At 54.0% G+C, this 14,037-nt stretch carries 3 protein-coding genes; all 3 read left to right on the top strand.

Annotation, left to right across the window (positions count from 1 at the left end; genetic code table 11):
- Nucleotides 1-19 precede the first annotated feature (19 nt).
- The 3 genes from PCI15_RS16745 to PCI15_RS16735 are packed head-to-tail and all read left to right on the top strand — an operon-like array spanning nt 20 to nt 14,026.
- On the top strand, nt 20-12,118 hold the full coding sequence (locus PCI15_RS16745) for a non-ribosomal peptide synthetase/type I polyketide synthase (protein ID WP_271271073.1): 12,099 nt from the start codon (nt 20-22) through the stop codon (nt 12,116-12,118).
- A complete protein-coding gene (locus PCI15_RS16740) occupies nt 12,111-13,187 on the top strand; it encodes a Gfo/Idh/MocA family oxidoreductase (protein ID WP_271271072.1) in 1,077 nt (358 codons plus the stop codon). Before PCI15_RS16745 ends, PCI15_RS16740 begins: the two co-directional genes overlap by 8 nt.
- Nucleotides 13,178-14,026: a thioesterase II family protein gene (locus PCI15_RS16735; RefSeq protein ID WP_271271071.1), complete on the top strand. Its 849-nt coding sequence runs from the start codon at nt 13,178-13,180 to the stop codon at nt 14,024-14,026. Before PCI15_RS16740 ends, PCI15_RS16735 begins: the two co-directional genes overlap by 10 nt.
- Nucleotides 14,027-14,037: the final 11 nt, after the last annotated feature.

Genomic DNA, 14,037 nt, shown 5'->3' with positions numbered 1-14,037 from the left:
CGCCTTACCGAGGATTAAAATGGAACATTTTGATAGCTATTACCAAAACTGTGATCCGGTCGCTGTCGTAGGTTTAGACTGCCGGTTTCCCGGTGCTGACGGGGCAGAGTGCTTTTGGGAAAGTTTGCTGGCGGCAAAAAGCGGCCAGTCAGTATTTTCTGAGCAGCAGCTGCGCGTGGCAGGTGTGGCTGCAGATGTGATGGCAGGTGCAAACTTTGTTGCACGCGGTTCAGTGATCGCTGAACCGGAATGTTTTGATGCCGGTTTATTTGGCTTTTCACCGGCGGAGGCTGAAACCATTGATCCCCAGCAGAGGGTATTCCTGCAGGTGGTCTGGCATGCACTGGAAGATGCCGGTTATGCGCCCAGAAATATCCAGCTGAAAACGTCCGTGTTCGGTGCCTGCAGGATCAGCACGTATCCGTCGCAGTCTCAGTTTGATGTTACCCGGGTGGGGCAAGTCAGTGGTTTACAGGCGTTGCTGGGTAACGATAAAGATTATCTGGCAACCCGGGTTGCTCATCGGCTGAATCTGAAAGGGCCGGCCATGACGGTCCAGACGGCCTGTTCCAGTTCGCTGGTGGCGGTGCATATGGCCTGTGAAAGTTTGCGCTCCGGAGAGTGTGATATGGCGGTTGCTGGCGGGGTGGCGATCTCATTTCCACAGACTGCCGGTTATTTGTATCAGCCGGGTATGATTTTCTCGCCGGATGGTCAGTGCCGGCCTTTTTCTGCGGATGCAAACGGCACCTATGGGGGGAGCGGTGCCGGAGCCGTTATTCTGAAACGCCTCAGTGATGCAATTGAAGCCGGTGACCCTGTTATGGCGGTTATCCGTGGAAGTGCGGTTAATAATGACGGTAATGATAAAGTTGGTTTTACTGCGCCAGCGGTGCGGGGGCAAACCGAAGTGTTACGTACCGCGTTACAGCTTGCGGATGTAAGTGCTGATGATATTGAGATGCTGGAGGCCCACGGTACCGGGACACGGTTAGGGGATCCGATTGAAATTACTGCGTTAAAGCAGGCTTATAACCGATCAGCGTTCGCCGCTAATCCATGTCATATCGGTTCAGTGAAGAGTAATTTCGGGCATCTGGATACCGCCGCCGGAATTTGTTCGCTGATTAAAACGGTTTTGTCTGTTTCCCGGGGAAAAATACCGGCAACGCTTAATATCAGTGAAGAAAATCCTGAGTTACGTCTGCAGGGCAGTGGTTTTAAACTGGCGGAGCAGGCCGTTGACTGGAGAACACCGTTACGCACAGCAGGGGTATCGTCGTTTGGTATTGGTGGTACGAATTGTCACATGGTTGTTCAGTCATTACCTGACGTTTTCAGTGTAACGACTCAGTCGCCGGGTACAGAGTCTGCTGGTGACAGTACCCTCACTCTATTGTTATCAGCGGCCAGTTCGGGAGCATTGCAGCGGCTTGCCGGCGATTATCACCGGGCAATTACGGATAAGGCGGTTGCTACTCAGGATCTGGCTTTTACCGCATTGCATGGTCGCCAGCTGGATTTACCCTGCCGGCTGGCCTGTACACTCGGAGCCGGGAAGGAAGATGCCCTGCGGGTGTTTGCTGAAACCGGTGAGACATCCGCAGGACTCTATGCTTCAGACGCGGTCCGTACTCCGCAAATGCTGTGGTGTTTCACCGGGCAGGGGTGTCAGCATCCGGGAATGGGAGAGCTGCTGTATCAGCAGTCTGCCGTTTTCCGAACAAGTATTGATGAGGCGCAGACCTGTGCCCTGAAGTACCTGGACGTCCCGGTGACCCGGGTTATGTTCGGTGACAGGACTGATCTGCTGGCCGGAACGGCGTATGCGCAAGTGGCCATTGTTGCCTTTGAGATTGCGCTGGCCCGGCATTGGCTGTCCATTGGTTTTACACCGGAGTATCTGCTTGGACATTCGGTCGGTGAATATTCCGCTGCGGTGGTTGGGGGGTATTTAACTCTGCAGCAGGCAATGCTGCTGGTATGCAGGCGTGGCACGCTGATGCAGGCCTGTGCGGAGCAGCAGTCCGGTGCCATGCTGGTGATCTTTGCTGTACCGGATGAGTTGCCCGGCGATGGGGTTTTTAGCCGGCTGGATCTGGCGGCTGTAAACGGTGAGCGGCATGTGGTTTTGTCCGGGAAACAGGAAGATATTTGTCAGGCAGAAGCCTTACTGACCGGGCGGGGGATTGTGTGTAAACAACTGAGCGTCAGTTGTGCTGCACATTCACGTTTGCTGGAACCCGTGCTGGATCAGTTTGAAGAGTATACCCGGGGCATTACACCGGTACCGGGCCGGATCCCGTTAATATCAACGCTGACCGGCACTTATGTATCGGCTGATAACCTGCCTGATGGCCGGTATTGGCGCCGCCATCTGCGCGAACCGGTGAAGTTTCATCAGGCAATGCTGACTGCTTTAGAAGCCGGTGTTGGATTGTGTATGGAGATTGGTCCCGCTGCGCAGTTGATTTCAGCATGTCGTCGGGAATCTTATGCTGACAGAGCAGGCTGGATACATGCCGCAGCAGAACACCATGATGTGATGATGCAACTGTATGCTCATGGTCTGAACCAGAACTGGCCAGCATTATTTTCTGTAACGGGCAAAAAATGTCACGGGCCGCTGTACAGCTTTGACCGTCACCGTTACTGGTTTACTCCGTCTGAGGTGCCGGACCCAGCGGTTAATAATCCAGCGGTATCGGAGCCGGTTAAGGCTCCACAGACTTTTGAGCATATGTTCCTGCAGTTTCGGGCGTTAGTGGCTGAGTCGTTTGTTCTGGATTGCCTGAAGGATATTCCGCAACAGGGGTTCAGCATTGCCACATTGATTCGCGCCGGGCGTCTTTTACCCCGTTACCGGCCATTACTGGCGGATATAGCCGGGTTGCTGACCGCTGCCGGGTTTTATGAGCAACAGGGGGATTTCTTTCGGTCAGCAGCGCTGCCGGATAAGCCCGTGCCGGAGGCTTTGACTGATGCTTTAGTGAATCTTGCCCCGGATAAAATTAACCGGGCGGCTCTGGGGCAACTGGCAGATGTGGGCAGCCGTCTGAAGACGGTATTTGCTGATCTGAAACAGGCAGAAACATCACCGCTTGAAAGACAGGATCTGGCTTCCCTGCTGGATGGAGTTCTGGCTGACAGGCCGGTGGCGTCGTCGCAAGTAACTGACAGCGCCAGTGCTGAGTTTGTTGATTGCCCAGGCCCGTCGGCGGGCGGGGACTTAAGCGACTGGTTGAGGTCACAGTTGGCAGAACGGCTGCCACCGGGTAACGAATCACTGTCTGATCTGAAATTTACCGGTGATGATCAGTTGGCCTGGCCTGACCGGATTGTTATTAACCGTTTATCCGGCCTGTGGGGACAAACTGCATGGGTGATTCGCGGAACGGCTGATGACGGTCACTGGCGGTTACTGGCAACAGCCGGTAATACCGACGCGTTGCAGGCGCACCCCCTGGCCTCTCCGCAAAACCGTTATGAATGGTATTGGCAGGCGGCTGACAGCGGCTCTTCACAGCCGCAACACTATTACCTGCAGGATGATTCGGATAGCTGGACGGATGCACTTCGTGCGGCAGGTATACAGTTTTCTGATCAGGCCGACACGGAATTGCTGATTGTACCGGATGCGGATATCCGTGATCTGAGCGCGCTGTTACACCGGTGTTTAGAGGCGTCCGGCCGGCATATTCTGGTGATTACGCATCAGGCATGCGACGTATTTCCGGATGATTCAGTCCGGGCGTCTCAGCATGCGCTGATGGCTTTATTACGTGTTATCCGGGTTGAGTATCCGGAGCGCCGGGTGTTGCAACTGGATATGTCCGAGCGTTCTGCCGCTGCTCTGGCAGCTGCTTTACTGATGCACCACGATAACCTGCCGGATACGGTGGCCTGGAGAGATGCCCGGTATTTTGTTCAGCAGCTCAGGCAGGCCACTGCCGTGGGAGCTGAGCTTCCGGCGGGTGTCTTTGCCGGCGCGCAAGGCTGGCATCTGGTTACAGGTGGCATGGGGGGCGTAGGGCGTCTGACGATCGCCTGGCTGGTACGGCAGGGCGTCAGGAATATTGCTGTATTCGGACGTAGCGAACATGCTGACTGGGCGGACTTTGTCGCCCTCCAGGCATCTGCCGGCTGCCTGATTGAAACGGTGATATGTGATTTGTCTGATTCGGCCGGTCTGGCTGAATCTCTGGAGGCATTTCGGCCCGGGGAAGCTGTCAGCGGTATTATTCACGCGGCCGGGAACGTCTGTCACGGTGCTTTTTCAGACTGGCCGGGTGACAGCGGGATGCAGAGTCTTTCTGTAAAAGCCGGTGCACTGGATGTTATGTATCCATGGCTTGTGTCCCGACAGGGCCGGTACTTGATCAGTTATTCATCAGCAGCAGTGCTGGGAGCTGCCGGGCAAGGCGCGTATGCACTGGCAAACGGCTATCTGGACGGGTTTTCCTTGCAGCATAACAGTGAACATTGCCGGGTGATGAGTGTGGCGTGGGGGGCCTGGGATCAGGTGGGCATGACCCGTGATGCCGGTTTGCTCCGGCAGCTTGCCCGGCAGGGGATGTATCCGCTGGCTGCTAATGAAGGGATCTGGCATCTGGAACAGTCATTCCTGACGGGTGATGTCCGGGTTATGGCAATGAACATCGATCAGAAGGATGCATATTTAGAGCAATTTCTGTCGGTGGGCCGGATCACTGAAAACAGGATTGTTCAGCGCACAGACCCGCTTCCTGAGCGGTCATGGGATGATGAAAGCCTGCTCGGCTGGCTGGATGAAAGGGTGCGTTATCAGTTGGCGTTACCGGCAACGGCAGGTCTTGATCAGCAACAGGATTTACTGACGGTCGGGATGGATTCGCTACAGTTTCTTGAACTGAATGCCGCTGTTTCTCAGTATTTCGGCATTAAACTGGATGCTGCACAGGCCTACCGGGATATGTCCCTTGCCGGGCTGGCTGCATTGCTGGGTAACACCCTGGGTGGTCAGGAGGAAGCACCGGAGAAAATCACTCTGACAGCGGATCCTGCCCGCCGGCATGAGCCATTCCCTCTCACGCCTATTCAGCATGCCTATTGGGTAGGGCGGGAACCGTGGATCAGCTTTGGTGGCATTGCCTGTCATGTAGTATTTGAGTGGGATAAAGCGCTGAGTGAGTTCGACAGTGAACGGTTTGGACAGGCCTGGAATGCGCTGATCAGACGCCATGACATGTTACGTATGGTCGTGAATGCCCAGGGTGAGCAGCGGATACTGGAGAACGTGCCGGAATATCTGTTTCAGTACACAGATTTACGGGGGCTGGATGCTGAGCGGCAGAAGGCCGAACTGGAAAATATTCGTCAGCGGCTGTCCTACGAAGTGCGTCCGGCTGATGTCTGGCCATTATTTGAAATAGCGGTCACCCGTACCGGCGAAGACCGGCTACGTCTGCATATGAATCTGGACTTGCTGCAGTTTGATGTACAGAGTTTCAAAATTATGATGGAGGATCTGGACCGTGCATACCGGGGAGAGTCCTTGCCGTATCTGGATATGTCATTCAGAGATTATGTGGTTCATGAGCAGTTGCTGCGGCAACAGCCGGACTGGCAGTCTTCATGGCAGTACTGGCAAGCATTGATTCCTGAGTTGCCAAAAGCACCGCAATTACCGGTCAGTGCTGATGCAGGAGACGGAGTACCTGCTTTTATTACGCTGGAAGGGCGGCTGGAACATCAGCAGTGGCAGGCGTTGCGGACAGTCTGGCAGAGCGCCGGAGTCACCGCCTCTGCCGGCTTGCTGACGATTTTTGCCGCGACCCTGGCCCGGTTTTCCCGGAGTGAATCTTTTACTCTGAATATGACCTTTTTTAACCGGCAGCCGTTTCATCCTCAGGTGCAGGATCTGATCGGTGATTTTACCTCGGTCCTGCTGATGGACTTTGATTTTACTGATGCTGACAGCATGCATGCACAGATGACGCTGACCCAGGAAAAACTCTGGGAGCGCTTATCACACAGTCAGGTGAATGGTGTTGAGGTTATCCGTGAGCTGGCTCGTTATCTTAAAGCCAGCGGCCAGCTGGAGACCGGCGAGGATCAGCAACCGCTGTTGCCGGTGGTATTCACCAGCATGCTGGGTATGTCTATGGATGGTCTGGATATAGAAAAAGCCATGACAGGGATGTTGGGTGATCCGGTATTTGTGCTAAGCCAGACCCCTCAGGTATGGCTGGATCATCAGATTATGGAGGTAGGCGGTGATCTGGTATTCAACTGGTACTGCATGGAGGGCGTGTTGCAGGGAGATACCTTGCAGCGACTGTTCTCGGATTACTGCTTGGCGTTGCAGGCGCTTGCGGCGCGACCGGCGTTGTTGGAGCAACCGGTCAGTACCGTCACACAGGAGGTGGTGTCTGCCGGACCGTTATCCGCGCTTAACCTTCCTTTGCCGGATGCTGCTGACTGTGACGAATTACGGGAAGCCTGGGCATATATTGAACATCAGGCCAGTGTTGGTTTGCTTGCAACTTTGCGCGGGCAAGGGGTTTTTGATGGTACGCAGGAGTATTACCGTAAGGACGAAATTCTTAGTATTCCGCTGTTCAGTCGTTGGCAAAAACTGATTGGTCAGTGGCTGAACCAGCTTTGTCATGAGCAGGTACTTAAATTAAGTGAGCAGGGTTATTCCCTGCACCGGGAGCCGGTGGCTCCGCAAGGGGCCTTACCTGATGCACCCTGGTGCCAGTGTCTTGCGGGCTACGTGGATGATTGTGTATCGGATCATCCGGCGCTGCTGGCAAGGAAAAAATCAGCGCTGGAGCTGTTGTTTGCCAGGCCCCAGATCACCGCGAGTCTGTATGCGGATAATCCGGCCTTACAGGCGCTTAACGCAACGGCTGCCAGGCTGGTTAAGTCACTGGCCGGACAAAGCGGTGACAGTGCTTTCAGGGTGCTTGAAGTCGGGGCCGGAACTGCTGCCACTTCAGCGGTTGTGCTGGCAGAGACTGCGTCGCTGATCGATCATTACTGTTTTACGGATGTTGCGGACAGTTTCCTGCGTGATGCCCGTAAACGGTTGGCAGAGTATGCGGCGAGCATGAGTTTTGGGAAACTGGATATTAATCAGCCGGTTGTGAGTGATGAACATCCGTCAGAGGGGTATCAGGTGATACTTGCGGTGAATGTCCTGCACGATGCGGTAGACTTGCCGCAGACGTTGCAGAATCTGCGCAGTATGCTGGTACCTGATGGGCATTTGATTCTGATTGAGGCCACTGATCCCTACAGTTCCATGCAACTGGCAACGGTTGGATTTATTGAAGGCATTAATGCTTTTGCTGATTTCAGAGAGTCAATGAACAGCGCAATGCTGGATTTACCGGCCTGGCATTCCGTGTTGCAGGCATCCGGTTACGAACCGGTCTTACATTATCCGCAGCAGCAGATCTCGCCATTGCGTCAGCATCTGATCGTTGTTCAGAACAGACAGGCGACAGAGGTGTTAACCACAGAGGTACCGTTCGTTTCAGTACCTGTACCGGAACCTGAACCGCGGCTAGCCCGGCAGGATTCCTCACCGGGTGATGTCACGGAAGGTTCAGTCAGTGCTGATTTACTGCTACAGGTTCAGACGTTTTGGGAACGGTTGCTGGAACAGCCTGTTACCCCTGACAGTGATTTCTTTCGTCTCGGCGGGGACAGCCTGTTAGCGACACGAATGGTAGTGGAGCTGAGTAAGCATCTTGGACAGCCGGTCAGTTTACAGCACGTATTTGAACAGCCTGTGCTGCAGGCATTTTGTGCAGCGCTGGAGGCTCCTGTTACCGAGGCAGCAGGAGATGACGTATTACTCAGTGAAACGCTGACCGGCATTTGGGAGGATATTCTTGAGCAGCCGGTTAATGCTCAGACTGACTTTTTCCGCGCAGGCGGGGATAGTTTATCTGCAACCCGCATGGTGGTTGCGGCGCAGCAGGCAGGGTTTAGTCAGATCAGTTTGCAGCAGGTATTCGAGCATCCCCGGTTCAGTGATTTCTGTCAGGTTCTGGGGACCGCTGAGATATCTGAAGTTGCTGAACCTGAGGGGGAAGTAACTGCAACGGAAACGTGCAGTTATCCGTTAACAGATTTGCAGCAAGCTTACTGGCTGGGGGAAACGGATCTGTTTTCATTGGGGAACGGCGTTGCTCATTTTTATGCCGAACTGGAAGCAACATCAGTGAATATGGAACGGTTTTCCCGTGCCTGGAATCAGCTGATTGCCTTCCATCCCCAGTTAAGAGGGGAGATAACCGGGGGCGAATACCGCGTTTTGTCTGCAGTGCCGGAGTACTGCCCGCAGTTTATGGATCTGAGTTATGCTGACCCGGAGCAACAGGCATTACAGATAGCCCGGATTCGTGAGCAGATTATTGGGCAGGGTATCAGTACCGACAGCTGGCCATTGTTCGATATCAGTATTATTAAGCTGGCTGAGACGCGTACCCTGATCCATTTTGTGATTGATCTGGTGGTGGCTGATGGCAAGAGCCTGGGGGTGGTGTTTAGCCAGCTACAGGCCTTATATGACTCACCGGATGCCGGTTTGCCGGAAACTTCTGTGGATATATTTGAGTATATGCAGGCGTTGGAAAATCACCGGCAATCTCCAGCCTATCTGCGCAGTAAAGATTACTGGCTCTCACGCCTCGACAGTTTACCCGAAGCGCCTGATCTGCCTGTCAGTGATGCGGTTAGCAGTCAGTTGGCGCAGAGTCTGCTGACCGGCGTTATCAGTGCGGAACACTGGCAGTCTCTGCAGAAAAAGGCTTACGCTGCGAACGTGTTACCTTCAATGGTGGCGCTGACGCTCTTTTGTCAGGTGTTGGAAAAGTGGAGTGGCAACGGGCATTTCGCTATCAATGTGCTGCACAGTAACCGCCTGCTGTTACAGCCTGAGTCAGATCAGCTGGTGGGTAACTTCTCAACCACTTCAATGCTGGAAGTACAGCTGACCGGATCCGCAGGGTTTGTTGACCGGGTGTGCGGGATTCAGCAGCAAATGATGGATGATCTGGCGCATGCTGACTTTAACGGTCAGCAGGTGCTTCGGGAAAAGAACCAGCGTAATCAGAATCTGAGTTCCGGCATGCCGGTCGTGTTTAACGATACGACAGCGCTGGGCAGTCAGCGGGCAGGCAGTTTGGGAACACTGCAGGATTTCGGTGCTCAGACTCCCCACGTATATCTGGACTGTATGCTGATTACTCTGCCCGGGGGTGATATTCAGATTAAGTGGGCTGTGCAGCGTGACCAGCTTAAACCGGGTGTCTTTGATGCGATGTTTGAGTGCTTTATTGCCAGTCTGGAGCAATTGGTTGCTGATGACTGGGAACAGCCTCTTCAGTTATCTGAAGATCCGCAGCATCAGGGGTTGGCGGAGGTGGCAAATAATACCTTTGTCAGCAGTGAAGATCTGCAGCCGAAAATGGCAAAAGCCCCTCTCAAAACCCTTTGCGAAATGCTGCTCCATGGTGTGCATTGTTATCCGGATAATATTGCCCTGACTGACACACAGCAGTCTTTCACTTATGCGCAGCTCTGGCATATGAGTGTGTTGCTGGCCAGACAGATTCAGCAGTCAGAAGATGATAGCAGTTCGCTGGTTGCTGTGGTTATGCATAAAGGCTGGCAGCAGGTGGTTGCGGTCCTGGCGATTAACCTGGCGGGGCGTGCCTATATGCCGGTTGATGCAGCGTACCCGGCAGCGCGTATTGAGGCTTTGCTGGCGCAGGGGAATGTCAGTATGGTGCTGACTCAGGCTGAGGTTGCCGGCAGTCTGGCACTTGACGACGTTTACCGGTGCGTCATTCCACAGTCGGATCTGCTGACTCAGCCGCTGCCGGATTTTGAACTGAGCACCGCTCCGGAAGATCTTGCCTATGTGATTTTCACGTCCGGTTCGACCGGACAGCCCAAAGGGGTTGTGATGGATCATCAGGCGGTTGTGAATACCTTACTGGATGTGAATCAGAGAATAGGTTTGTGTGCGCAGGATAACGTGCTGGCGATCTCTAATCTGAATTTTGATTTGTCCGTCTTTGATATCTATAGCACCTTCTGTGCCGGTGCGACGCTGGTCATGCCATTACAGGCGTCGGCTGAATCTCCGGCGTCGCTGGTGACACTGATTGCCGAACAGCAGATTACGGTCTGGAACAGTGTGCCGGCATTCGTGCAGATGCTGGCAGAGAGTGTGGAGCGCGATGGTCATCAGATTGATTCACTGCGCCAGGTGATGATGAGCGGTGACTGGATACCGGTTGATTTGCCGCAGCGCCTGATGGCCATTCATCCGGATATCTGTTTGCTGAGTCTGGGCGGGGCAACGGAAGCGGCGATCTGGTCGATCAGTTATCTCATTACCGGCAGTTGCAGCCATCTTGCCAGTGTTCCTTACGGTAAGCCGTTAGCGAACCAGCGGTTTTATGTGCTGGATGCCCGGATGGAGACATGTCCGGTCTGGGTTGCCGGTGATTTATATATTGCCGGGGAAGGGCTGGCACAGGGCTATTGGCAGGACCCGGATAAAACGGCTCAGGCATTTATGGCTCACCCCGTGACATCTGAGCGGCTCTACAGGACCGGTGATCAGGGGCGCTTATTGCCGGATGGCAATATTGAGTTTCTGGGGCGTAATGATCATCAGGTAAAGGTGAATGGTTACCGGATCGAGCTGGGAGAGGTTGAAAGTGCACTGCGCAACTATCCGGCCGGCCGGGGAGGAGTAACTGTCCGTGAAGCCATTGCCGGTACGGTGAAGCAATCCGGCGGTGCACAGTTGGTAGGGTATCTGGTACTGGCTGATGGCAGCAACAGGGATACCGGGCCGGTCAGCCAGTATCTGGCAGATATCCTGCCGGCGTATATGTGTCCGTCTGCCTACGTGGTTTTACCGGATATGCCTTTATCGGCGAACGGCAAACTGGACCGCAAAGCCTTACCTGAGCCAGTTGTTGCCACGTTGGATGACCAGCGACAGCCCGAAACGGATACTGAGGTGATGCTTGCCGGGATCTGGCAGCAGGAACTGGGTCTTACAGAGATCTGCCTGAGCGGTAACTTCTTTCATCAGGGAGGTAATTCACTGACCGCTGTGCGCCTGATCAGTGCGATCAATAAACAGATGGAGACAGCTCTGACCGCAGGCGTTCTGCAGGTACACAACAGTGTTGAACGGTTGGCCGGGTATATAGACAGTCACCGGTCTGCTGAGACTGCCTTGTCGAATATTATTGAACTTAATAATGTTGAAGCCACAAGGCCGGCGGTATTTTTGTTGCACCCTATCGGTGGACACTTACTTAGCTATCAGGCGCTGGCAGAGCAGTTCGACCGTTGCCGGGTGCTGGGCGTGCAGTACCCGGATGAGTTTGCCGGTCAGTCGCTGAGCCTGACTGAACTGGCACAGCATTACTTGCAGGAAATTCGCCGTGTTCAACCCTGCGGACCATACCGGCTGGCAGGCTGGTCGTTTGGTGGACTGGTCATTTATGAGCTGGCGCGCCAGTTAAGGCAGCAGGGTCAGGTAGTTTCACACTGTATTCTGATCGACAGTTTCAGGCCACAGCCCCGGGACGGTCTGGAACTGAATGCAGCCGGATACCGGCGTCATTTTTATGCAGATGTCTGCGGGCGTTTTCCTGCGCTTAACGGTGAAGACAGTCCTGACTTTTCCGGCGAGGCGGTTTTCCTGGCGGATCTGGCCCGGCAGCTGTCTTTATTGCCGGGATATCAGCATACGGATGGCAGGGCGCTGGAGCGGTTACTGAATATCTATCAGTCAAATCTTGATGCCATGCTGAAGTACGAGGCACTTCCCTGTGAGTTCCCTGTTACTCTGATCTCAGCAACGGAAACTCCCCATGATGGTTTTATGAGCTATCAGGCACCGGAGGTTGCGGCCAGAGAATGTCATGGCTGGTCTGATCTGTGCCCGGTATCAGTCGAATCATTATCCGGGGATCATTATTCTATTTTTCAGGCCGGTCAGGTGGATAAGCTGGCCCGGTTGCTGGATCAGTTGCTGTGTTCCGGGCAGGAAAACACGGATGAAACGTTAAGGAAACACTGTCATGAATAAAAGGCGTATTGTCATCGTCGGGGCTAAATTTGGTGAGCTGTACCTGAATCATTTTATTGACCCACAACCGGGGCTGGAACTGGCGGGTGTATTGTCGACGGGAAGTGCACGGTCAGCCTCTCTGGCTACAGCGTTTGGTGTGCCACTGTACACCTCTGCAGAGATGTTACCGGACGATATTGATGTTGCCTGTGTGGTGATCCGTGCTGCGAACATTGGCGGGCCGGGCAACGCGCTCACCGAACAGCTTATCCGAAAGGGCATTCATGTAATACAGGAACACCCGGTATCTCCCCATGAGCTGCAGCGCCATTTGCGTCTGGCCCGGGAGCACTCCGTGCAGTACCGGGTGAACAGCTTTTATGCGACTACACCGGCAGCTGCGAAATTTATCAGTGCTGCAATTCAGGTAAGTGCACAGTTTCCGGATCAGCCATCAGACGGTTCGTTTGTGACCAGCCGGCAATTGCTATATTCGGCGCTGGACATATTACTGCAGGCAATTGATTGCCGGGAGTCTGTCAGTGTTGAGTTGCTTGGCCGGCTGAGCCGGTTTGATATTTTCAGTCTGAAGACGGGGTCAACTGAACTGCTGTTGCGGTTACAGAACTATCTGGATCCTGATGACCCGGATATGCACAGTCTTGTGATGCATCAGATAACGCTGGGGTGGCCGGCGGGCTATCTGACCCTGAATGATAGCTACGGGCCGGTATGCTGGAGTCCTGTGTTATATGCTGATAATCATTTAGATTCGTCTTCAGGTATGTATCAGTCGTCAGGAACTGAGAACAGCTATCAGGATAAACACGCCAGTATCATATTGCACCGACCGGCAGACTGCGTTCGGGAATGTATAGAAGTACAGGGGCCAGAGGGGGTTGGCCGCGTGCTCAGTCAGTTTTGCGCCCTGCTTGAGGGAGAGACTGGCTGTGGAGGGCTGGATACTGCGCATCAGATCCGGGTGGCCGAATTATGGGAACAGATACTCCGGCTGGCCGGTGAGCCTCATCAGCGCTCAGTCTGTGCGGCAGAGTGGATTCACATGGAGGAAGAACAATGCCTTTAAATACCGTGTTTAAGACCCTGTACCGAAATGGTGACCGCATTGACCGGTTATGGATTATCTGTCCGTTTGCCGGAGGCAGCCTGAGCGCATTTCGCAGCTGGATGACTTTGCCTGCAGACGTTTTACCACCTGATTCTGCGGTGTTTCTGGTGACTTATCCCGGCAGGGATCACCGGATGCGTGATGTGCCGGCCAGCAGTATTGCCGGGCTGGCCGCGGAGATCGCTGGCAGCTTCTGTGACTGGTATGACAATACCGCTGAAATTCAGCCACAGCAGGTCATCATTTGCGGGCACAGTATGGGCGCTCAGGTAGCTTATGAAACCTGCCGTCTGATTAACAGTTTTTATACCACATCATCGCCGGTCAGTGGTTTGGTTATCTCGGCCTGCCAGGCCCCCCATCTCAGTGGTCGCCGGCTTCTCAGTCACCTCGATGATCATAATTTTATCGAGCAGTTAAGCATGATCGGTGGCTGCAGCCCTGCATTGCGTGACAGTCCGGAATTACTCCAGCTGTTTTTGCCGATGCTCCGGGCCGATTTTATGGCAACGGAAGGATACGGCTATCCCCGGGAAGCGTCACAGACACAGCGGTTAAATTTGCCTGCGGTGCTGCTGTATGGCGCTGATGATGAAGAAGCCTGGGGGGCTGAAGTCAGTCAGTGGCAAGACTGGCTATCCGTAATACATCAGGAGCCTGCGCTTAAAATGCAGGGCGACCATTTTTATATCAGCGACTCACCGGTTGATTTTCTGATCAGGGTTCAGCGTTATTTTGATGACGGTGAACAGGGGATACCCACCGTTACCTGCGTTGCATCTACTGTTACCGTTTAAGGAAATTTGTC

This window comes from Aliamphritea hakodatensis, assembly GCF_024347195.1.
Classification (GTDB): Bacteria; Pseudomonadota; Gammaproteobacteria; order Pseudomonadales; family Balneatricaceae; genus Amphritea; species Amphritea hakodatensis.
The sequence above is the reverse complement of the archived record's forward strand: the minus strand, read 5'-3'. Positions and strand labels throughout refer to the sequence as shown.

Excerpts from the sequence above, each read along its gene's own strand:
- PCI15_RS16745 (WP_271271073.1), top strand. The coding sequence starts at position 20 with ATGGAACATTTTGATAGCTATTACCAAAACTGTGATCCGGTCGCTGTC.
- PCI15_RS16740 (WP_271271072.1), top strand. The coding sequence starts at position 12,111 with ATGAATAAAAGGCGTATTGTCATCGTCGGGGCTAAATTTGGTGAGCTG.
- PCI15_RS16735 (WP_271271071.1), top strand. The coding sequence starts at position 13,178 with ATGCCTTTAAATACCGTGTTTAAGACCCTGTACCGAAATGGTGACCGC.